23 protein-coding genes are annotated in these 19,581 nt (G+C 43.7%); 11 read left to right on the forward strand and 12 right to left on the reverse strand.

Annotated features, from left to right (window positions below; genetic code table 11):
* Positions 1-4: 4 nt before the first annotated feature.
* A complete protein-coding gene (locus J7J00_RS28015; RefSeq protein ID WP_286201347.1) occupies positions 5-1,195 on the forward strand; it encodes a transglycosylase domain-containing protein in 1,191 nt (396 codons plus the stop codon).
* A 110-nt stretch (positions 1,196-1,305) separates the two neighbouring features.
* Here J7J00_RS28015 and J7J00_RS28020 read toward each other — a convergent pair whose 3' ends face one another.
* Positions 1,306-1,434 (reverse strand): hypothetical protein, encoded by a 129-nt coding sequence (locus tag J7J00_RS28020; RefSeq protein ID WP_286201325.1) that lies wholly within the window; start codon positions 1,432-1,434, stop codon positions 1,306-1,308.
* A gap of 332 nt (positions 1,435-1,766) precedes the next feature.
* Between J7J00_RS28020 and J7J00_RS13085 the strand changes: the two genes are divergently transcribed.
* The 7 genes from J7J00_RS13085 to mnhG are packed head-to-tail and all read left to right on the forward strand — an operon-like array spanning position 1,767 to position 7,495.
* Positions 1,767-4,172 (forward strand): Na+/H+ antiporter subunit A, encoded by a 2,406-nt coding sequence (locus tag J7J00_RS13085; protein ID WP_214791177.1) that lies wholly within the window; start codon positions 1,767-1,769, stop codon positions 4,170-4,172.
* Positions 4,169-4,591, forward strand: a complete 423-nt coding sequence (locus J7J00_RS13090; RefSeq protein ID WP_214791179.1) for a Na(+)/H(+) antiporter subunit B — start codon at positions 4,169-4,171, stop codon at positions 4,589-4,591. Before J7J00_RS13085 ends, J7J00_RS13090 begins: the two co-directional genes overlap by 4 nt.
* Positions 4,591-4,932: a Na(+)/H(+) antiporter subunit C gene (locus J7J00_RS13095; protein WP_076368129.1), complete on the forward strand. Its 342-nt coding sequence runs from the start codon at positions 4,591-4,593 to the stop codon at positions 4,930-4,932. The genes J7J00_RS13090 and J7J00_RS13095 overlap by 1 nt, the downstream gene beginning before the upstream one ends.
* Positions 4,925-6,406 carry a Na+/H+ antiporter subunit D gene (locus J7J00_RS13100; protein ID WP_214791181.1) on the forward strand — a complete coding sequence of 494 codons (1,482 nt, stop codon included), beginning with the start codon at positions 4,925-4,927 and terminating at the stop codon, positions 6,404-6,406. Before J7J00_RS13095 ends, J7J00_RS13100 begins: the two co-directional genes overlap by 8 nt.
* Before the next feature lie 6 nt (positions 6,407-6,412).
* Positions 6,413-6,889, forward strand: a complete 477-nt coding sequence (locus J7J00_RS13105) for a Na+/H+ antiporter subunit E (protein WP_098371447.1) — start codon at positions 6,413-6,415, stop codon at positions 6,887-6,889.
* Between the two features lie 11 nt (positions 6,890-6,900).
* On the forward strand, positions 6,901-7,173 hold the full coding sequence (locus J7J00_RS13110) for a Na(+)/H(+) antiporter subunit F1 (RefSeq protein WP_396020550.1): 273 nt from the start codon (positions 6,901-6,903) through the stop codon (positions 7,171-7,173).
* Positions 7,157-7,495 (forward strand): monovalent cation/H(+) antiporter subunit G, encoded by a 339-nt coding sequence (gene mnhG, locus J7J00_RS13115; RefSeq protein ID WP_214791185.1) that lies wholly within the window; start codon positions 7,157-7,159, stop codon positions 7,493-7,495. The genes J7J00_RS13110 and mnhG overlap by 17 nt, the downstream gene beginning before the upstream one ends.
* A gap of 53 nt (positions 7,496-7,548) precedes the next feature.
* Here mnhG and J7J00_RS13120 read toward each other — a convergent pair whose 3' ends face one another.
* The 6 genes from J7J00_RS13120 to J7J00_RS13145 form a co-directional block, all read right to left on the reverse strand.
* Positions 7,549-8,268, reverse strand: a complete 720-nt coding sequence (locus J7J00_RS13120) for an MOSC domain-containing protein (RefSeq protein WP_214791187.1) — start codon at positions 8,266-8,268, stop codon at positions 7,549-7,551.
* 98 nt (positions 8,269-8,366) lie between these two features.
* Entirely contained in the window at positions 8,367-8,765 is a 399-nt protein-coding gene (locus J7J00_RS13125) for a hotdog fold thioesterase (protein WP_214791189.1), read from the reverse strand.
* A gap of 129 nt (positions 8,766-8,894) precedes the next feature.
* Positions 8,895-9,458 carry a 5' nucleotidase, NT5C type gene (locus J7J00_RS13130; RefSeq protein ID WP_214791191.1) on the reverse strand — a complete coding sequence of 188 codons (564 nt, stop codon included), beginning with the start codon at positions 9,456-9,458 and terminating at the stop codon, positions 8,895-8,897.
* A gap of 15 nt (positions 9,459-9,473) precedes the next feature.
* Positions 9,474-10,571: an FAD-dependent monooxygenase gene (locus J7J00_RS13135; RefSeq protein WP_214791193.1), complete on the reverse strand. Its 1,098-nt coding sequence runs from the start codon at positions 10,569-10,571 to the stop codon at positions 9,474-9,476.
* Positions 10,572-10,594: 23 nt separating this feature from the next.
* Positions 10,595-11,689, reverse strand: coding sequence for a bifunctional diaminohydroxyphosphoribosylaminopyrimidine deaminase/5-amino-6-(5-phosphoribosylamino)uracil reductase RibD (gene ribD, locus J7J00_RS13140; protein WP_214791195.1), 1,095 nt, complete (start codon positions 11,687-11,689; stop codon positions 10,595-10,597).
* A gap of 13 nt (positions 11,690-11,702) precedes the next feature.
* A complete protein-coding gene (locus J7J00_RS13145; RefSeq protein WP_214791197.1) occupies positions 11,703-12,452 on the reverse strand; it encodes a GTP cyclohydrolase II in 750 nt (249 codons plus the stop codon).
* Between the two features lie 322 nt (positions 12,453-12,774).
* On the opposite strand from J7J00_RS13145, the gene J7J00_RS13150 reads away from it, so the two are divergent.
* Complete coding sequence (locus J7J00_RS13150; protein WP_214791199.1) at positions 12,775-13,104, forward strand: YuzC family spore coat inner layer protein; 330 nt, start codon at positions 12,775-12,777, stop codon at positions 13,102-13,104.
* A 61-nt stretch (positions 13,105-13,165) separates the two neighbouring features.
* On the opposite strand, the gene J7J00_RS13155 is transcribed toward J7J00_RS13150, so the two are convergent.
* The gene (locus J7J00_RS13155; RefSeq protein ID WP_214791201.1) at positions 13,166-14,671 is read right to left on the reverse strand and encodes a leucyl aminopeptidase; all 1,506 of its coding nucleotides are present in this window, start codon (positions 14,669-14,671) and stop codon (positions 13,166-13,168) included.
* A 269-nt stretch (positions 14,672-14,940) separates the two neighbouring features.
* Here J7J00_RS13155 and J7J00_RS13160 point away from each other — a divergent pair, with 269 nt between their 5' ends.
* Together J7J00_RS13160 and J7J00_RS13165 are read left to right on the forward strand one after the other, a co-directional pair.
* Positions 14,941-15,423 carry a divergent PAP2 family protein gene (locus tag J7J00_RS13160; RefSeq protein WP_098371458.1) on the forward strand — a complete coding sequence of 161 codons (483 nt, stop codon included), beginning with the start codon at positions 14,941-14,943 and terminating at the stop codon, positions 15,421-15,423.
* Positions 15,424-15,432: 9 nt separating this feature from the next.
* Positions 15,433-16,221, forward strand: a complete 789-nt coding sequence (locus J7J00_RS13165; RefSeq protein ID WP_214791203.1) for a cobalamin-binding protein — start codon at positions 15,433-15,435, stop codon at positions 16,219-16,221.
* An 89-nt stretch (positions 16,222-16,310) separates the two neighbouring features.
* On the opposite strand, the gene J7J00_RS13170 is transcribed toward J7J00_RS13165, so the two are convergent.
* The 4 genes from J7J00_RS13170 to J7J00_RS13185 form a co-directional block, all read right to left on the reverse strand.
* Positions 16,311-17,003, reverse strand: coding sequence for a 3D domain-containing protein (locus J7J00_RS13170; protein ID WP_214791205.1), 693 nt, complete (start codon positions 17,001-17,003; stop codon positions 16,311-16,313).
* 129 nt (positions 17,004-17,132) lie between these two features.
* A complete protein-coding gene (locus J7J00_RS13175; protein WP_098371461.1) occupies positions 17,133-17,450 on the reverse strand; it encodes a YuiB family protein in 318 nt (105 codons plus the stop codon).
* 107 nt (positions 17,451-17,557) lie between these two features.
* Positions 17,558-18,040 carry an NUDIX domain-containing protein gene (locus J7J00_RS13180; RefSeq protein WP_286201326.1) on the reverse strand — a complete coding sequence of 161 codons (483 nt, stop codon included), beginning with the start codon at positions 18,038-18,040 and terminating at the stop codon, positions 17,558-17,560.
* A 190-nt stretch (positions 18,041-18,230) separates the two neighbouring features.
* Complete coding sequence (locus J7J00_RS13185) at positions 18,231-19,445, reverse strand: NAD(P)/FAD-dependent oxidoreductase (RefSeq protein WP_214791209.1); 1,215 nt, start codon at positions 19,443-19,445, stop codon at positions 18,231-18,233.
* Positions 19,446-19,581 lie beyond the last annotated feature (136 nt).

The raw sequence follows: 19,581 nt of genomic DNA on the forward strand, positions 1-19,581 counted from the left end.
ACAAATGGTGGCCGAAGGTGATTTAGAAAAGGACGAGTACGAAAAGCTTATCAAAAGTACGATCAAATTAGACTTGTCCACCCCGGTCGACTTATACCCCGATTACGTGACGTTTGTTCATCAGGAATTGAAAAACCTGGTGGCATCCCCCGAGGGTCTCGACAAATCTCTGCAAAGTCCCTATGTCGCTATACGTAAGCAGGCGGAAGCCGAGCTGGATAAAAAGGTAAAAAAGCTTTTGAATTCCGGTGTAACCATCCATACCGACCTCAATACTAAACTGCAAACACAGTCAAAGACTGCTGTTCAATCAAAACTCGGTGTCAATGATTTCGAGGGAGCTTTAGTGGTTATACAGCATCATACGCACGAGCTTGTCTCTTTGATTGGGGGAAAGGATTATAAAAAAAAATCTTTCAATCGGGCATACCAAAGCTATAGGCAGCCAGGGTCCGCCATTAAGCCACTTCTCGATTATGCTCCCTATTTAGAAGAAACGGATGCTGACATCAATCAGCTCGTTAGCGGAGCAAGCTATTGCAGCAATAGCTATTGCCCAAAGAATTATAGCGGCGACAGCTACGGGATGGTCACTTTAAGAACTGCCTTCGCTCAATCCTATAACACACCCGCCATAAGGCTTTTTGAAAAGACGGGGGTGGAAACGAGTTTCAAGTACCTGGATGCCTTCGACTTTAAAAAGGTGAGCAAAAAAGACCACCATACAAGTTCGGCCATAGGCGGATTCGAATATGGCATGAGTCCCCTTGAACTGACGAATGCCTATACTTCCTTCAATGACGGAAACTATCAGCCAGCGCGCGCCATTACTAAAGTCACCGATCAAGAAGGTAAAGTCCTTTATAAATGGAAAGACCGTTCCAAGGAGATATGGAATAAAAGCACCGTAGCCAAGATGCGGCAGTTGCTCCACGAAACAACCCTTTCCGGGTCAGCCCGCAAAGCCTTCTTTCCTACAGATTATATCGGCGGTAAAACCGGTACGACCAATGATGTGAAAGACATGTGGTTTGTCGTTCTGACAGCAAACTATACAACCGGGGGTTTGGGTTGGAAGGGACAAGCCATCCAATCTACAATCCATTTATTCACAATCACCCCATGTAATGATTTGGAAAGATATCAGCCAGACTGCCGAGTGAAAAAAGAAGGTACCAAAATGGCACCTTCTTAGTTTGTCGATATCCCTGAATGATTTTATCAAGGGAATTATTACTATGATTTTAAAACAAGGCATGGTTTTACTCCATGTTTTTTTACTTTTTTATATGGATGAAACCCTTACTAGTTTGAAGAAATTTGCGACACTCTGCCGAATAACTGGCTAGCCGAGACCCCATAAACGGCAAAGGAATGGCTGAATAATAAGATTGAAATGATTGGTAAATAGCTAAGTAAATATGTGTTTTTCATGACTTCTCCATCCATGCGTCTTTTATCCTATATTATGCTAGATAATCCACTATTTCACAATGGATACTCTACTAATTCACCCTTGAAAAAATTTTTTTAATACATTTTTCAGGTCGGTTCCCCCTCCTTTTCTACCTATATATAAAACTTCATTCAAGTTGGCCTTCACCGTTTTCAAAGCCATGCAAACCCACATAAATTGCGTTATACTTTTAAGCGAGGCAAGTATTCGATAAAAAAATACATATTCAGCGAAGATTTCCTAACGTCTAGGATTGCTCGAAAAAAGCATAATAAGACGACTGACTTCGTTTTAAAAAAGGGGGGAGTTTATGTCTTTACTTCATTGGGCGGTATTATCACCGTTTCTATTAGCAATTATTGTACCAATATTATACAAACTATTTCGACAAATACATACAGGATGGTTTGTATTGATTTTACCGATTCTCCTTTTCACCTATTTTTCAAGGTTCATTTCCTTGACCAAACAAGGGGATATCATTATGGAAAGCGCTACATGGATTCCTTCTCTCGGAATTCATGTTGATTTCTATATAGATGGACTAGGGCTTTTGTTCGCCTTGCTCATTACAGGTATAGGTTCACTCGTCGTTTTGTATTCAATTTTCTATTTATCCAAAGAGAAAGAAAAGCTGAACCAATTTTACGTCTTCCTTTTGCTTTTCATGGGAGCGATGCTTGGTGTCGTCCTTTCCGATAATCTAATTGTCCTTTATTCATTTTGGGAATTCACGAGTTTATCATCTTTTCTATTGATAGGATATTGGAATGAAAGGGAGCGTTCACGTTATGGGGCGCAGAAATCCCTGCTGATCACTGTGCTTGGCGGCTTAAGCTTGCTTGGCGGCATCATTCTCCTTTCCATTATGGGGAACACATTCAGCATTCGTGAATTGATTGCCCAAAGCGGGGAACTTATGGACCACTCGCTCTTCATTCCTGCACTTTTGCTTGTGCTGCTTGGCGCGTTCACCAAATCCGCACAGTTCCCGTTCCATATCTGGCTTCCTGATGCGATGGAAGCCCCGACACCGGTCAGTGCTTACCTTCATTCCGCCACAATGGTTAAGGCCGGCATTTATTTGGTAGCCCGATTAAGCCCTGTTTTTGCAGAATCAGGATTATGGTTCTGGCTCGTTTCGATCATCGGATTGATCACCCTGTTCTGGGGCTCATTCTCTGCAATCAGGCAGACTGATTTAAAGGGGATTCTCGCTTTTTCCACTATCAGTCAGCTAGGATTGATCATGTCGCTTTTGGGACTTGGTGCGGCGGCCCTCCACTATGAATCTTTGGGGGAAAATATATACTTGGCAGCCACGGTTGCTGCAGTATTCCACTTGATTAATCATGCGACCTTTAAAGGCAGCCTTTTCATGGTTGCAGGCATCATTGACCATGAAACCGGTACACGTGATATCAGAAAGCTTGGCGGATTGATGCAGCTGATGCCGATCACTTTCACCGTCGCTGTCATAGGAGCTTTTTCAATGGCTGGACTTCCGCCCTTCAATGGTTTTTTGAGCAAGGAAATGTTCTTGGCCAGCATGGTGAATGTATTGGAATTGAATATCTTCAATATGGAGACATGGGGGGTCCTTTTCCCTGTGGTGGCATGGGTAGCCAGTGTATTCACTTTTATATATAGCATGATCGTCGTACTTAAACCCTTTACAGGCAAACTTCAGTTGCAACTTTTGGACAAGAAGCCCCACGAGGCACCGGTCGGGATGCTGATATCCCCGATTATCCTTGCTTCGTTGGTCATCGTTTTCGGTATCTTTCCAAACTTGCTATCTTCACGAATCATTGAACCTGCGGTAGCAAGCATACAGCCAAGCTTGACGGGTCCCGATTTCCAAGTCCATATCGCCTTCTGGCATGGATTAAATACTGAAGTATGGATGACCGTCGGCATCATAGCATTTGGAATCCTTTTATATAAAACGCTTCCGAAATGGCAGAAGATCACTCAGTGGATTCCTGAACGCATCTCCCTGAATGCTTTGTATGATAACGGGGTAAGAGGGCTCGAACGCTCAGCATCTTCCATCATGAAATTTTTAATGACAGGTTATATTCGGACATACCTGCTTTCAATCTTCCTTTTCTTCATTCTTTCATTGGGGTTTACGCTCTATTGGAAGGATGCATTTAAATTGGATACAGGGAATTTTGCCCCGATCGGCCTATATGAATTGGTATTAGCAGCGATCATCGTGATTGGCTCGATCGCCATTCTGTTTGCAAGATCCCGTTTAACTTCCATTATCATCTTAGGAGCGGTCGGTTATGCGATTTCCTTATTTTTCGTTTTGCTGCGGGCACCGGATTTAGCCCTGACTCAACTAGTCATCGAAACGATTTCGGTATCCCTGTTTTTGCTCTGTTTCTTCCACCTTCCGTTAATGGCAAGCAGAAAGGAAGAACGGATGACATTCAAGTTGAATAACGCCTTGATATCCATTGGTGTAGGAGTCATCGTGACATTGATTGCCTTATCTGCACATAGCAATAAACTATTTGATTCCATATCAAATTACTATCTTGAAAATGCTTATAAGGAAGCAGGCGGAAAAAACGTCGTAAATGTCATTCTCGTAGACTTCCGCGGACTTGATACGATGTTTGAAATCAGTGTCCTTTCCATCGCTGCGCTCGGAATATTCGCGATGATCAAATTGCGTTTGACGGGGGGAAAAGATAAATCATGAAGCAAAATGACCTGATTCTACAAACGGTTACGAAAGTCGCCGCCTTCGTTATCCTGCTGTTCGCAGTTTCCATCTTTTTAGGAGGGCATTATTCGCCAGGAGGCGGGTTTGTCGGCGGTTTAATGACTTCAGCCGCCATAGTCCTGCTATTGCTCGCTTTCGACATTAAGACCGTAACCGGCATCTTGCCGATTGACTATAAGTTAATGATCGGTTCAGGCTTGTTGATATCTAGCCTGACCGTAGCCGGGGGGCTGGTGTTCGGGGTGCCCCTCATGACACACGTTTATCATTATGTTGATTTACCGCTTCTTGGGCACATCTCGCTTCATACCGCGGTACTTTTTGATCTAGGTGTTTATCTTGTGGTTGTTGGTGTAACGATGACCATTATTCAAACGATAGGGGAGAGTGAATAATGGAACTTTTAATGGCCATTGTCATTGGAATACTATTTATGTGTGCGACATATTTAATGCTTTCCAAAAGCATTTTAAGAATCATAATCGGTACTGGGCTGCTCAGTCACGGCGCCCACCTTTTGATTTTGACGATGGGTGGTTTGAAAGGCGGTTCCGTCCCATTGCTGAGTGATGAAGCAGCATCCTATGTCGATCCGCTTCCGCAAGCGCTTATCTTGACGGCGATCGTCATCAGTTTCGGGGTCACATCATTTCTGCTGGTACTTGCCTATCGGACCTACCAGGAACTCGGTACGGATGACATGGAAGAAATGAGAGGTACCGAAGCGAATGAATAATCTTACTTTCATGCCTGTTTTATGGCCGCTTTTCACAGGCATCTTTCTCATTTTCTTTGCAAAAAAAATCAAGCTGCAAAGAGGGATATCCCTTTTTTCCTCTCTTATGGGAATTGCGATTTCCCTTTATCTGGTGTTTACCGTCCATACTCAAGGGATCTTGACTTTAGGTGTCGGCAGCTGGGATGCGCCATTCGGGATCGTGATCGTCGCAGACATGCTTTCTTCACTGCTCGTACTGACCACGAATATCATAGGATTGGCCATACTGCTTTACTCATTTCACTCCATAGGGGAGGAACGTGAAAGACATTATTATTATCCTGTTTTTCAATTTTTGCTGATTGGTGTAAACGGTGCCTTCCTTACGGGTGATCTTTTCAATCTATTCGTTTTCTTCGAAGTCATGCTGATGGCTTCCTACGTGCTGCTTGTACTAGGAGGGACAAAAATTCAGCTGAGGGAATCATTGAAGTATATCATCGTCAATGTGCTTTCCTCTTCCTTTTTCGTCATCATGGTGGCATACCTTTATTCAGTTCTAGGAACATTGAACATGGCGGACATCAGCCAGAGGATAGCGGAAGTCAACCAGCCTGGAATCGTCTCGGTGATAGCAATTGGCTTTTTGATCGTATTCGGTTTGAAGGGAGCCATTTTCCCGCTCTTCCAATGGCTGCCTGGGTCTTATTATGCTCCACCCATTCCCGTGATGGCCCTATTCGGTGCATTGCTGACAAAGGTCGGGATCTACTCCATTTTCAGGACCTATACACTCATGTTTTATCATGACCAGGATTTCACCCATACTTTCCTTGCGATACTTGCCATCTTGACCATCATCATCGGTGTCATTGGTGCGATAGCCTATTGGGATGTAAAAAAAATCATCATTTACAATATCATCATCGCCGTCGGGGTTATCCTTTTCGGCATCTCCGTCATGAATGAACAGGCCTTATCAGGCTCCATTCTGTATATCATTCATGACATGCTGATCAAGGCTGCACTCTTCCTGCTTGTTGGCATCATGATCAAAATCAGCGGATCGGATGATTTACGGGACATGGGCGGCTTGATCAAGCAATACCCGGCCGTTGCATGGACCTTCTTCATAGCTGCCATATCATTGGCGGGTATCCCGCCGTTCAGCGGTTTTGCCGGCAAGCTCCTGATTCTTCAGGGAGCTGCCGAAAAAGGGGCATACTTTGGAATGGCCATTGTCTTACTTTCAAGTCTGATGGTCCTATATTCCGTCATGAAAATATTCATGAATGGCTTTTGGGGAACTCCGAAAGCTGATTATGCCTTAACTAATGAAACGGTTAATAGAATGCTGGTCCCTGCCGTGCTACTTGTGATCATTTCCGTTTTATTCGGAGTGGGAACTGAATCAATTTACCCATTCATTACACAAGCTGTAGATTCATTAATGAATCCCGAAATCTATAACAAAGCGGTTTTAAAGGAGTAGTGCCTGATGTCATTCCAAATTTTACTGAATGTGTTCCTTGCGGTTATCTGGATGTTTTTGAAAAATGAGTTTAACGGGAGCACTTTTATCATCGGATATATGTTGGGGCTCGGCATCATGTTCGTCTTCCGTCATTTCTTCAATGAACGTTTTTACTTGAAAAGGGTGAATGCCGTCGTTCTATTGCTGCTCATATTCGCAAGGGAACTCATACTTTCCAACATTAGCGTCCTTAAGGCCGTGCTTAAACCGAGCCTGGATATAAGACCTGGCATATTCGCATTTGAAACCGTACTGACCAAGGATTGGGAAATTACGATACTATCGAATTTAATTACGTTGACACCAGGAACACTTGTCGTCGAAGTATCGGAAGATAATCGGATTCTTTATATCCATGCGATGGATATTGCCGACAAAGATGAGGCTGTGGACAGCATTAAAAATACATTTGAAAAAGCGATTATGGAGGTGAGCAAATAATGTTCGATTTAATGCTTAAAATTGCGCTGCTTGGTGTTTCGTTTTCCATGGTTGGATTCTTATACCGTTTAATCAAAGGGCCTTCCGTACCGGATCGGGTCGTCGCACTCGATGCGATGGGAATCAATCTTATCGCAATCGTTGCACTTGCCTCCATTGTCATGGATACAAGCGCATATCTGGAAGCCATTCTTCTGCTCGGAATCCTATCATTCATCGGAACGGTAGCTTTCGCCAAATTCCTTGAGAGAGGGGAGATCATTGAAGATGACCGCAATCGTTGAAACGCTATCGGCCCTATTCATTTTAATGGGAGTCTTTCTCTTTTTAGTCTCGGCATTCGGTATCATCCGGCTGCCCGACGTCTATACAAGAAATCACGCTGCCTCAAAATGCTCGACACTTGGGATCATGTTCATCCTGATCGGCACCTTGTTATATTTTTACTATAAACATAGCCATTTCGATTTCCGGGTCGTGCTCGCGATCATCTTTATCTTCTTGACCGGCCCTGTAGCCGGGCATTTAATCAATCGCTCGGCCTATCATTCTGGTGTCAAGATGTGGGATCGGAGTGTCCAGGATGATTTAAAGAAAACCCGGTGATTCCTGCCATTGCAAAAGAGCTGCCCTGATTACAGGAGCAGCTCTTTTCTGTCTCAATCCATTAAAAATACCTGGTCGCCCACTCTGATTTCACCTGTTTTGATGACCGAGGCATATACGCCAAAATGATTATTTCTTTCCTTGACGACAGTTTTCAGGAGAGTTGGATCTCTCTGGGAATCGCTTGGATCGACCGTTATGATCATACAACGCTCACAATACCTTTTGATTTCCAATTCCACTTCATTTCCGATTAGAATCCTTTTTCCGAACCATTGCTCTTCTAAAAAAGGTGTTTTGTTCACTAAAGATAGCACCAAATTTTGCCTGAATCTCCTGCCATCGAGTTCTTTTCCCCAAAGCTTTGTCAATTCGCCAATCGAGGCATCACTGACAAGCAGGATGTTTTCTTCTTCAATCGCCCCCAATGGGATATGTCCAGGCGGATAAACAATGGTCGTAGCCTCCTCGTTTAACAACCGCCCCATTTCCTCATGAAGGGCTTCCCCTCCCCATGTCAGCGCCTGTCCAGTTGGGGTCTTCACCTTGATTTCCGGATATTGATCAAGGGTTTCATCACCAGAAAAAGCAGCTTGATATCGGACCATTTCCGGGACTTGGGTTATCGTAAGGAATTTCCCATTTTTATCTTTAAAAGCATGACTGCGATCTCCATATAGTCCATAATCCATCACCCTCGTTTTCTGTACCTGTTCACCAGTGAATGATTTTACAGGATGACGGGTGATTTCTTGTATATGACCAACCAGCATAAAAATACCTCTTTTCATACAATATTCTTTTGCCATATTATACTTAAACCGGACATTGTAGAATCAATGCACCACTTTATTGCGATTGTTCTTTTGATTCACTTTTGCTTTGGTAAGTCGATAACGGCCAATGTACAGCGTGAAACGCAGATAAGATGATCCTCTTCATCATGGATTTTCACATCCCATACCATCGTCGTCCTCCCGCGATGGATGATGTTCCCTTCTGCGGTAACAAAACCGGAACGGACGCCCCTTACATGATTGGCATTGATTTCAAGGCCGACGACAGCTTGTTTTGTACTATCCACCAGCTGCATGCCGCCAAAACTTGCAACAGATTCCGCAAGGGCAACGGACGCTCCCCCATGCAATAAACCATACGGCTGCCTAGTTCGTTCATCCACAGGCATCGTCGCAATGACTTTCCCATCACCGACTTCTTTCATTTCTATCCCAAGCGCCCCTATCAATGACTTTTCAATATTTCTCTCCATCCCATTACCCCCAACTCTCATGTTTTTTTCTTGCCATGTACATCAAAAAAATGAATCACTATTCATATCAGTATACAAAAAAAGGATGACCCAAGTCTATCAAGTCATCCGTCAATAATATGAATTGTATTATTTGGAGAGGATTTCTTTTAATTCAAACCAGCTTGTCAGCCTTGGAATATCCAATTCCCTGTTATACGAGTTATCTATTGCATACACTTTCGTTGGAATATCCAATAAAGTTTCCAGCACTGCCGGTTTATCATCAAAATAATAATCCAATTCCAATTTGCGGATCGTATCAATTTTTTCATGATCCTTCATACCGCAGTAAAAATGGTCATCCTTAACCGGAAAGCCGTTTTCAATCAGCCATTTTTTCGTCCGTTCACCATGCTCCGCTTTTCTCGCGGTGATGTAATAGATTTCATGACCATCGCGTTCAAGCTCCTGCAGCGTTTCCACTGCGCCCTCGAAGGCTGGACAGGATGAATAATACACTTCCTCGGCAAGGCTGTTCCACATCTTGCCCCCAGCCTCTTTATCAAGCCCGAAAGCCTCATGGATCTCCAACGTCTTTAAAGCTCTGAATTTCGTTATCTCTATGTTCGTATTAAGCTTTTCATTATAAAGATGGAACGCGAACTCCCTTAAGTTAATAAGGGTATCGTCAATATCAAAACCGAATTTCATATCCTTCACTCCCATTTAAACATAAGCGGCGGCAAACTGTGATGCGAAGGAAACTTCCTTGTCCACCTGAATGGCCTGTAATCTTTCAATCTCGGCTTTTCTTTTTGGCTCAGCCATTTTTAGCCCAAGGAAACCAGTATCCCCCTGGAGGATGCATCCAGAAATAAGCTCGGCTAATATATCGGCATCCTTCATGGCACAATTGAGTCCGAACGCACCTGTAGGTGTCATCGTATGGGCTGCATCACCTAATAAAGCAACGCCATCCTTTGTCCATGTTTCACAATAGCTGCTGTAAACATCCAATAAAATGAAGTCATGCCAAGAGCGGATATTTTCACTCACAACCTTTTTTAATTCAGGAAAGGCAAAAAGCAAATCTTCAATAAACGGATCAAAATGCTGTTTTCGCAAATGGGAAAACGAACCATGTTCTATATTCCAGCCAATTTGGATGAAACCTCCAGCCTGAGTGAAGAGGGCAACCTGTGAGCCATTGACCAACGCCATCTTGATCGAAGGCTTCCATCCCTCTGGAGCTGGAATTTTTGCCCACAGTAAATCATAACCATGATTTTTAATCACCACTGGAATTCCCGCTTTTTTTCGAACGATGGAAAATCTGCCGTCCGCTCCGATTATCAATGAACTTTGCACTTCCAGGTCATCTCCGCCATTTCGAGCCTTGACACCCGTAAAACGGCCCATTTCATTTTGTATCAAGTCCGTAACCCTCGTATTCATCATCAATTGAAAAGAGTCAAGCTTTTCAGCTTCATTCAATATAGCTGTAAGCAGATGATTTTGAGGGACATGTATCCCAACATGATCGACAGGCCAATCAGGGAAAATCCTTTTGAATAATTGGCCGTCATTCCAATATTCAATTTGTTCCATCCTAAGCAAGCCTAGTCTTTCCACACTCTCGAATAAACCGTGCTTTTTAAGAATGCCCTCTCCTTCATCGTTCAAGAACTCGCCCCTGAACTCCCTTGAAACTTCAGAATGCCTCTCAAGCAATACGACTGAAATGTCCTGCTTGGCCAATAGGTAGGCCAGCAGGGCTCCTCCAGGTCCTGAACCTACTATGCATACATCTGATTTAACCAACATGCCTCTTCACCTGTTGTCTATTTTTATTTAGGATAAGCCGTGATGCGTATGTCCTCACCAAACGTTTCCACGCCAGAGAAGGAAACATCCATCGCTTCATCCATCGTATCCACATTCATTCCAGTATACGGTGTTAGTGAGTTTCTTCCGCCCAATAGTTTAGGGGCTATATAAATCAAGTATTTATCGATGAGCCCTTCCCTAAGGAAAGAGGCATTCACTTCGCTTCCGCCTTCCAGCAAGACATCTGTAATCCCTTTTTTATACAGTTCTTCCATCAAAACTCTCAGATTCAGTCCCGTCTCGTTTTTAGGGACGAAAATGAATTCGATCCCTTTTTCACGCAAAAGGTCCATTTTATCCGCGGATGCATTTTCATGCGTTACGATCAAGGTTTTCGCATCCGATACTTGTACAACATTGGCATCCAAGGGAACACGTAACTCACTGTCTAAAATGATCCGGATTGGATTTTTCCCTCCGCCCTCCGGAAGTCTGGTCGTCAGTGATGGATCATCGGCCAATACAGTCCCGATACCAACAAGAATGGCATCCACCTCATCACGCAGCAAATGAACGGAATGACGTGATTCTTCCCCTGTTATCCATTTTGAATGGCCTGTGTGGGTTGCAAGTTTTCCATCGAGCGTCATCGCATACTTCGATATGACAAAGGGCCGATTCGTCAGCATATTGTGAATGAAACGCTCATTCAGCCTTTGAGCTTCCTTTTCCAGGATGCCAACTTCCACTTCAATGCCCGCATCCTTGATGATCGATATCCCTCTGCCGGCTACTTCCGGATTCGGATCTTGAGTAGCCACCACAACTCGCCGCACACCTGATTCTTTCACCAAATTTGCACAAGGAGGTGTCTTTCCATAATGCGAACAAGGCTCAAGAGTCACATATAGCGTTGCACCTTCTGCATACTCACCCGCCATTTTGAATGCATGTACTTCCGCATGCGGTTCACCCGCTTTACGGTGGATACCTGTCCCGGCTATCACACCGTCTTTGACTATGACTGCACCGACCACTGGGTTCGGATTCGTCTTTCCTTTTGCACTGGCCGCCAAATCCAGCGCCAGCTTCATGTAATATTGATCATCATTCATACTATAGCTCTCCTTATACAATCAAAGTTGGCTTCTTTTGGGGAATATGTCCAGACTTCTTAACTTTTGTATCCAGATAGAAACTATTATCTTCCGTCAAACCGCCCCAAAGCGGAATATGGTCCTTTGCAGCAAGTCCATGCTTCATGAGGGCGTCCAGCTTTTTCGGGTTGTTCGTGATTAAAGTCACCGGTTCCTCGCGCAGTTCGCTCAACACTCGAATGGCTCCCTCGTAAGATCGCGTATCATCTTCGAATCCTAAAGCCTCATTCGCCTCTACCGTGTCATAACCCTCCTGCTGAAGCAAATAGGCAAGAGATTTGGAAAACAGGCCTATCCCTCTTCCTTCATGGTCCGCAAGGTAAAAGATGGCCCCGCACCCATGCTCGGCTATCATCTTCATCGATTGGTGGAGCTGGTAGCCGCAATCACAGCGTTTACTGCCGAAGATATCACCCGTGTGACAGATGCTATGCATCCGGACAAGAGCATCCCCGGAATTTTTAAAATCTCCATACACCAATACGGAGGATTGCTGTCCAAAAGCGAGATTGGCTTCCGAAAGCGAATCAAGCACCGCTTCCTTGTCATTATCCGCGCCGTCAAGCTGAAGCCATGTATACCATTGGAAAACCGTTGAGAAATCTCCTTGTTCAACAGGCAGGTTCACAGGCCCCACAAGGCATATATCAGCTTTTCCCGGAGTTTTGATGATATTCATTTTATCTATTAAAAGGTTTTTTGTTTCCTCGGTTATTTTCATGTTAACATCACCTATTTTATAATTTATAGTGTGCCTTCTCCTTACTTTAGGTAAGTAAGTATATTACTATACACTATACCTGTCAATGAAGCAGTTTACAAATAATAGTGTGTCTTTGGTCATAAATTTCAAGAAGTTTTTTTTGCAGAAGAAAGGTCATTCACAAACCGCTATCATATCGGCTGGCCTTTATACATATTTTAACGTATAACGAAAACGTGTCTATAGACAGACTTAAGGAAAGGACGGAAACCTTTTGGAGGATTTCCCTTATTTTTTTTATGACCCTATTCTATTTCCGCCTCACGCCGGGGCTATGAATATGAATCGGGAGCGGGAAGGAACATTGCGTCCCTACTCGGCACCCAACCCAGATCTGCTGGTTAAATCGGCAAAGACCTCGCAATCTTTAATGCTTGATGTAAAAAAAGTCATGGATACTTTAGCCACATCGAAGCCTTTCTCGAACCGGTTGATGACTGCTGCCCAAGCATCGGAAAAGAGTGTCGTGATCGATATGATCCGTAAGATAGGAATTAAAAACGAACCTGATATCACGTATAACCCCGATGGGATCCGTTTTGATTTCTATCCTAAAGCGGGAGAAGAAAATTGTCATATCATCGTCAGCTTGAAATGGAGTGTTGTATAACGTCCATCACACTCTTTTGGTAAAAAAACCGAAGCCTATTTTCGGCTTCGGATATTTGGGTTCATCTTGTTTTCGTTTCAAAGGTTTCAACCAATAGTGCAAGCGTTCGTGCCATGACACCGGTAGCCCCCGCCGTGCACAATTCGGAGCTGCTCGAGGTTGTGGAAGTTCCGGCGATATCCAGATGAACCCACGGAGTGTCTTCAGCAAATTCGCCGATGAAGGCCCCGCCCATGATCGCATGTCCTGCCCCTCCAGGTGAATTATTCAAATCCGCCATTTTACTATTGCGTACACGTTCTTTATCCTTTTCTGTAATCGGCAATCTCCAAATGGGCTCCCCGGCCTCCTCTGAAGCTTTGACCACTTGCTCATAGAATTCCGTGTCATTTGTCATTGCACCCGTCATATCCATGCCCAGCGCCGTTATTACACCGCCCGTTAAAGTGGCAACGTCAATAAGATAGTCAGCACCATGATGTTTGGCGTAAGTCATGGCATCCGCCAAAACCAGCCGGCCTTCCGCATCCGTATTCAATACCTCTATCGTCTTGCCGCTCATGGCAGTGATCACATCATCCGGCTTGAATGCATCACCGCTGATCATGTTATCAGTGGATGGAATGACAGCCACGACATTTTGATCCGGTCCTAATTCACCGATAATTTCCATTGCACCTAAAACTGCCGCCGCACCGCCCATATCCGTCTTCATCCCAACGATTCCAGCCTTCGTTTTCAATGAGTATCCACCCGTATCGAATGTGATGCCCTTACCGACCAGCCCGATAACATCTTTCCATTCATCCTTACCTTGATACTTCAGGACGATCATTTTCGGAGGCTCGACCGAACCTTTATTGACAGCAAGGAGTGCGCCCATTCCCAACTTGAGCATATCTCCCTTCTCGAGTATCTCCACTTCAAAACCATAACGTTCGCCTAAGGCGGATGAATAATCCGCCAAATCCGTGGAAGTCAACAAATTGCCTGGTGTGTTGACCAATGTTCTGGCTGAGTTCGTCGCCCTTCCGAAGATTCTCCCTACATGAAGCGCCGCACCAACCTCTTCTTGATCATATTCACTGTAAACCGTAATCGATTCGAGGCTTTTTTCGACCTGGTTCGATTTTTGCTTGTATCCGTCAAATTTATAGGAAGCAAGTTCGAAAGCCTCGGAACAAGCATGCGCTGCGTCCAATGCATCCAGATTTTCAGTCGTGAATGTATCCAAAGCGATCGAAAGAGTCGTAATCTTGGATTCTTTAATCGTCTTACGCGCTTTTCCCAACGCTTCGCGGAGGGTTTCAAAGGATAGCTCCTTTTCCTTGCCCAACCCTACAAAAATCAATCTCTTTACGCTTAATTTACCTAATGTATGTATTTTGACCACTGATTTTTTCTTGGAAGAGATTTCTCCGGCTTTCACTAACTCTGTTAGCTGGCCGTCCAATCGTTCATCCGCTTCTTTTCCTATGCCTGTAAATTTTACGGGTCTGTTAAATACGCCTAGAATCAGGCATTCGTCAATTAAATCTATATTCAGGGAACTTTTTACTGTGAACATTCTGATACCTCCTCCATTCAATTACATTCATTATAACGAAATCTTCAAAAATTTTCGAATAAGGCCCGCGTAAATAATAATAAAAAAGGATATTGTTTAGAATGGGTGACTTTAGAGTAATAGTATAAGAAAGATCATATTTTGCTATTACCAGCAGGGAATCGACAGGACTGAATGGAACTAATAATAAGGGCCTTATTCCGAGCAGGATGTATTTACCCAGATATGGATTTCATCTTTACTTATAACTAGAAAGAAGGCTGATACTCTTGGAATTATTACTCAACTTCCCTTTAATCGCAGCATTGATTGCCATTTTCTTTGCTCAATTCATTAAAGTGCCCATCCACTTCATAGCATTTCGTAAAGTGAACTGGTCACTCATTAACTCCACAGGCGGTATGCCAAGCTCCCACTCTGCGGCCGTGTCAGCCCTAACCGTAGCGGTAGGGATCGAAACCGGAATGGATTCCCCTGTATTTGCGGTTGCCACGATCTTTGCAGTCATCACGATGTTCGATGCGACAGGAGTGAGACGGCAGGCAGGAGAACAGGCAGCCGTCTTGAACCAGCTCGTTACCGACTTCAATACATTTGTCGAGCAAGCAAAGAACTGGCAGAAAAAAGAAGATAAACAGAAACAGCAACAATTAAAGGAACTGTTGGGCCATAAGCCAATCGAGGTATTTTTCGGAGCCTTGACCGGAGTATTCATTGCACTGGCACTTCACTTTTTCATCTTTCAAGGGTAGGTGTTCAATTTGAAAATAATCTCTCTTTGCCCCAGCAATACGGAACTATGCACATATCTAGGGATTGAAGATCAGCTGATCGCCATCGATGACTACTCTGATTGGCCTGAAACCATACAGCACCTTCCTAAGGTGGGGCCCGACTTATCAATCGACATCGATCATGTTGAATCACTAAAACCCGATTTGGTGCTGGCTTCACTGAGTGTACCGGGCATGGAAAAAAATATTGAGGGGTTAAAAGAACGGAACATCCCCCATATCATCTTCAACCCGCAATCACTTGAAGATATCGCACAAGATTTACTGACCTTGGGCGAAGCCATGGATCTTAAGGAAAAAGCAGAGGAACAGGCTGCCAAATTCCGTGATGCCATCCTTCAATATAAAAACGTCGCCGACAAAATCGAAACAAAGCCGTCCCTGTATTGGGAATGGTGGCCTAATCCCTTATTCAGCCCAGGGGGAGTTAATTGGTTATCCGAGATCAGCACGCTTGCGGGAGGATATAACCTTTTCGAAGATGTCGACATGGCAAGCATTCAAGTCACTTCCGAAGATGTCCAAAAAAGGGATCCCGACCATATTTGCTTAGCTTGGGTCGGTGTCCCTTTACGAAAAGTAAACCCAGAGCTGGTCAAGAAACGGAAAGGGTGGTCTGTTATGAAGGCCGTCCGGGAAAACAATATTCACATCATGGAAGAACCATTATTCTGCCGGCCCTCTCCGCGTTTGCTGGATGGGCTTTCCAAATTGGCAAAGACCCTGCATCCTGAAGCCTACAAAAGCATGGCCTAAGGGCGTCCCAACTGAAACAGACAATCAAAAAGGCTGCCTCAATCGAGGCAGCCTTTCACCTTCACTTTCTCCGATTTGTCTATCAATCATTAAAAAGCAAAGGAAGCTACATTCTCGTTCAATGTTTTCTCAGCGATTTTCGGCTTGAATACCTGCTTGATCTTAGTTTCATTCAACTTGCTTAACTGTTCTTCAGATAACTCGCCATTCCCTTTTTGCACAACATATACTTCAAGGGTTTTCTTGCCCCAGTTCTCGTATACATCTTGTACCGTTTCGTAGTATAGGTCCAGGTGGTTCCCTTTGATCGCACCACCCTTGTCCGCTACAACCCCATAGCCATAGCCCGGAATCCAAAGGATGGTTCCGAGAGGGAATACGGCAAGATCCGCGGCAATGGTGGAAAACAGATCCCGTTTCACCTTCACCCCTGAATAAGTGATTCCATAGGATGGGCTTTCCGGATACTTTCCTGTTGATTCATACCCTGCAGTATATCCTGTAGCCAAAACTTCATGCTTCGGGTATTTCGAGAGCTCGATTGCCTCCGCTATCGTCGTGGGACCATTGCTCGTGGATGCCGATGCCATTAGCGTTGCCACTTGACCTCCACTATGGATCGCTTTATATTCGAGACCAAGCATTCGATGTTGTCTCATTGCCTCTTCAAAAGGATGATCTTCAGGCACAGCCCCAAAAACATGATTTAAGGTTGAATCGATGGCCAAGATAAATAATATGATAATAGCAACCCTCAAAAATAATGCCTTTACAATCTTCATATGTATTCATTCCACTCCTCTCACAAGGATATTTGTTCCCTTTCCAGAGTGAAAGTATTCATAAAGCATGGAAAGATCCAATTTTTCTTACAAAAAAGGACCGTCCATAAATGACGGCCCTTTCCATTATCAAAACATTTGATATCCTTTTTTCCTTAGAATCCTGATGACCACACCCGCTAAAACCGCGCCAAGCAGCCCGCTTGATAAAATAATGATGTCTGCCGTATGAAGGGATGTAAGGCTCGTTCCAAGATTGGAAAAAGAGATTCCCGGATTTCTAAAATATTCTATTAGCTTTGTTTCATTGACAATGATGATGAAGACGATTGGAAATAAGATGACCATGATCCACGAAGAACGAAAGAGCATATTCAGCAAAAAGCCAATTCCGAAAAACAATATGAAAAATAAGAGTATTGAGATAATTAAAACAGGCAATGGCATGTTATTCTTGACCCTCCTTAAAAGCGACACCTTTAGTTTACTGAAAAAATAATTGCTGCGTCAACGACTTATACCAAATAATGCCGAAGAAAAGATAATTACCCAAATCACATGAATAATTTATATGATGTATATCCAAATTGATCTCCCGGGTTCAACCCGTCAAGCATCGTCTGCATTCTTTCCTTCTTAAAAGCTAAAAGCTGTTCCAATAGTAAAGATTGCTTCCCCTCCTGCATGAGTAAATCAGGGTCATAAAATTTAGCTTCATATAATTCATCCAATTGAGCGGTTACTTCAAAACTGACCGGTTTAAGTAAAAATATCAACATATTATCACTTATATCCCCTTTGATGACTCCGCTTCTCATTCCTACAATGCCTTCGATTTCTGTTTGAATACCCGTCTCCTCCAACACTTCCCTTACAACAGCTTCATCGACGGTTTCATCACTTTTGACAAAACCTGCCGGAAGCGACCATTGCCCTTTCAATCCGCCATACCTTTTATTCACGACCAGCCACTCACCTTTATCAGATATCACAAGGCCGGACACTGCCAGCCAAACATTTTTGCATCGTTCCACCAAAATCCACTTCCCCCACATTCTTTATAATTAGTGTAAACTCCAAACAGTGCCAAAGGTAAGGACTCCCCATTATGTTCCACTTAAGAAAAGTGCATACTCCACTATGACACACTCATCGATAGATGAGATTCCAATGAAAAAGCCATTCAGAGACAATCCCCAAATGGCCATTATTTATATACCGGAAAAATTAAAGGACGTTGAATTTACCTTTTTTTGCAACAAGGGAAGCTCCGCCAATCAATAACAATGCTCTGTTATCAACCATTTTCTTCATGAATGATGCAGTCTTACCTGTAACTTTCTTGCCGAATACAACACCAATCGCGTTGTCTTCACCAAGTGAACATACCGTTCCTTTGTTTTCGAAAGTGAACGTTTCAAGGTCGCTTTCATTACGAACCAATTTAGTCAGGTTCTTCGCAATGACCTCACCTTGCTGCATAGCGATTTGGGCAGTAGGTGGATATGGACGATTAATTTCCTCGTTGATGATCAAAGCGCAATCCCCCACAATGAAAATATCGTCATGACCCGGTGCCCGCATGTCAAGGTCCACTTTGATACGTCCGCGCATAGCTTCAAAACCGGAAGCCTCTATCACGGAGTTTCCACGTACGCCAGCTGCCCATACAACGGTCCCCGCTTTGATTTCTTCCACTTCATCTTCGCCTTTTGCCACGATGATGCCTTCGGGAGTAGCCCCCTTGATTGGTGTACCGATCTTGAATTCCACACCTTTTTTCTCAAGGTAAGATACTGCATAATCCACCAATTCCGGATCGAAGCCAGGGAGGACGGCTGGTGCTGCCTCCACACAGTACATACGGACCTTTTGGAAATCAATGTCGTATTCTTTACAAAGTTGAGGGACACGGTTAGCCAATTCGCCAAGGAATTCAATACCCGTAAATCCTGCTCCTCCAACAACGATCGTCAAGCGGTCTTCATTCTTCTCGACCTCAGTACTGTACGTGGCGAATTGCAATTGGATATGGTCACGGATTTTTCGTGCAGTGTTCACGTTAGAGATAGAGAAAGCATATTCTTTTAGCCCTTGGATTCCAAATGTTTCCGATTCTGGTCCAAGTCCAATCACTAAGTAATCATAAGAAATTTCGCCGTTTTCAAGGATGACTTTTTTGTTCTCTGTTTTCACTTCCAAAACAGAGTCCTGGATGAATTTAACTTTGCTGTTAATGACACTTTTGATTGGATAGCGCACACGATCATGATGTAGAGTTCCAGCGGATGCTTCATGCAGCCATGTTGTTTCATAGTGGTAATCATTTTTGTTAACTAATACGATTTCTGCTTCATTTTGACCTAATGCCTTCTGTAAGCGAGTAACAGTCATCAATCCACCATAACCTGCTCCCAAAACAACGATAGTTGGCTTTTTCAAAAGTATTCGTCCACCTTTACGATATTTTCTTGTGATGCTTTCCATAACTAAAATATATTGTCTATCTTATTAATTTCCATTATAAAAAGCACTCTTATACATTTGTGACGTATTTCACGTAACACTTCATAAATGT

Origin of the sequence: Bacillus sp. ISL-4, from assembly GCF_018613275.1 — a bacterium.
Lineage (GTDB): Bacteria > Bacillota > Bacilli > Bacillales > DSM-1321 > Peribacillus > Peribacillus simplex_E.

Excerpts from the sequence above, each read along its gene's own strand:
- J7J00_RS28020 (WP_286201325.1), bottom strand. The coding sequence starts at position 1,434 with ATGAAAAACACATATTTACTTAGCTATTTACCAATCATTTCAATCTTA.
- J7J00_RS13175 (WP_098371461.1), bottom strand. The coding sequence starts at position 17,450 with ATGCCATTGCCTGTTTTAATTATCTCAATACTCTTATTTTTCATATTG.
- J7J00_RS13085 (WP_214791177.1), top strand. The coding sequence starts at position 1,767 with ATGTCTTTACTTCATTGGGCGGTATTATCACCGTTTCTATTAGCAATT.
- J7J00_RS13170 (WP_214791205.1), bottom strand. The coding sequence starts at position 17,003 with ATGAAGATTGTAAAGGCATTATTTTTGAGGGTTGCTATTATCATATTA.
- J7J00_RS13095 (WP_076368129.1), top strand. The coding sequence starts at position 4,591 with ATGGAACTTTTAATGGCCATTGTCATTGGAATACTATTTATGTGTGCG.
- ribD (WP_214791195.1), bottom strand. The coding sequence starts at position 11,689 with ATGAATGATGATCAATATTACATGAAGCTGGCGCTGGATTTGGCGGCC.
- J7J00_RS13110 (WP_396020550.1), top strand. The coding sequence starts at position 6,901 with ATGCTTAAAATTGCGCTGCTTGGTGTTTCGTTTTCCATGGTTGGATTC.
- J7J00_RS28015 (WP_286201347.1), top strand. The coding sequence starts at position 5 with ATGGTGGCCGAAGGTGATTTAGAAAAGGACGAGTACGAAAAGCTTATC.
- J7J00_RS13145 (WP_214791197.1), bottom strand. The coding sequence starts at position 12,452 with ATGAAAATAACCGAGGAAACAAAAAACCTTTTAATAGATAAAATGAAT.
- J7J00_RS13130 (WP_214791191.1), bottom strand. The coding sequence starts at position 9,458 with ATGAAATTCGGTTTTGATATTGACGATACCCTTATTAACTTAAGGGAG.
- J7J00_RS13105 (WP_098371447.1), top strand. The coding sequence starts at position 6,413 with ATGTCATTCCAAATTTTACTGAATGTGTTCCTTGCGGTTATCTGGATG.
- J7J00_RS13150 (WP_214791199.1), top strand. The coding sequence starts at position 12,775 with ATGAATCGGGAGCGGGAAGGAACATTGCGTCCCTACTCGGCACCCAAC.
- mnhG (WP_214791185.1), top strand. The coding sequence starts at position 7,157 with ATGACCGCAATCGTTGAAACGCTATCGGCCCTATTCATTTTAATGGGA.
- J7J00_RS13155 (WP_214791201.1), bottom strand. The coding sequence starts at position 14,671 with ATGTTCACAGTAAAAAGTTCCCTGAATATAGATTTAATTGACGAATGC.
- J7J00_RS13120 (WP_214791187.1), bottom strand. The coding sequence starts at position 8,268 with ATGCTGGTTGGTCATATACAAGAAATCACCCGTCATCCTGTAAAATCA.
- J7J00_RS13125 (WP_214791189.1), bottom strand. The coding sequence starts at position 8,765 with ATGGAGAGAAATATTGAAAAGTCATTGATAGGGGCGCTTGGGATAGAA.
- J7J00_RS13135 (WP_214791193.1), bottom strand. The coding sequence starts at position 10,571 with ATGTTGGTTAAATCAGATGTATGCATAGTAGGTTCAGGACCTGGAGGA.
- J7J00_RS13090 (WP_214791179.1), top strand. The coding sequence starts at position 4,169 with ATGAAGCAAAATGACCTGATTCTACAAACGGTTACGAAAGTCGCCGCC.
- J7J00_RS13100 (WP_214791181.1), top strand. The coding sequence starts at position 4,925 with ATGAATAATCTTACTTTCATGCCTGTTTTATGGCCGCTTTTCACAGGC.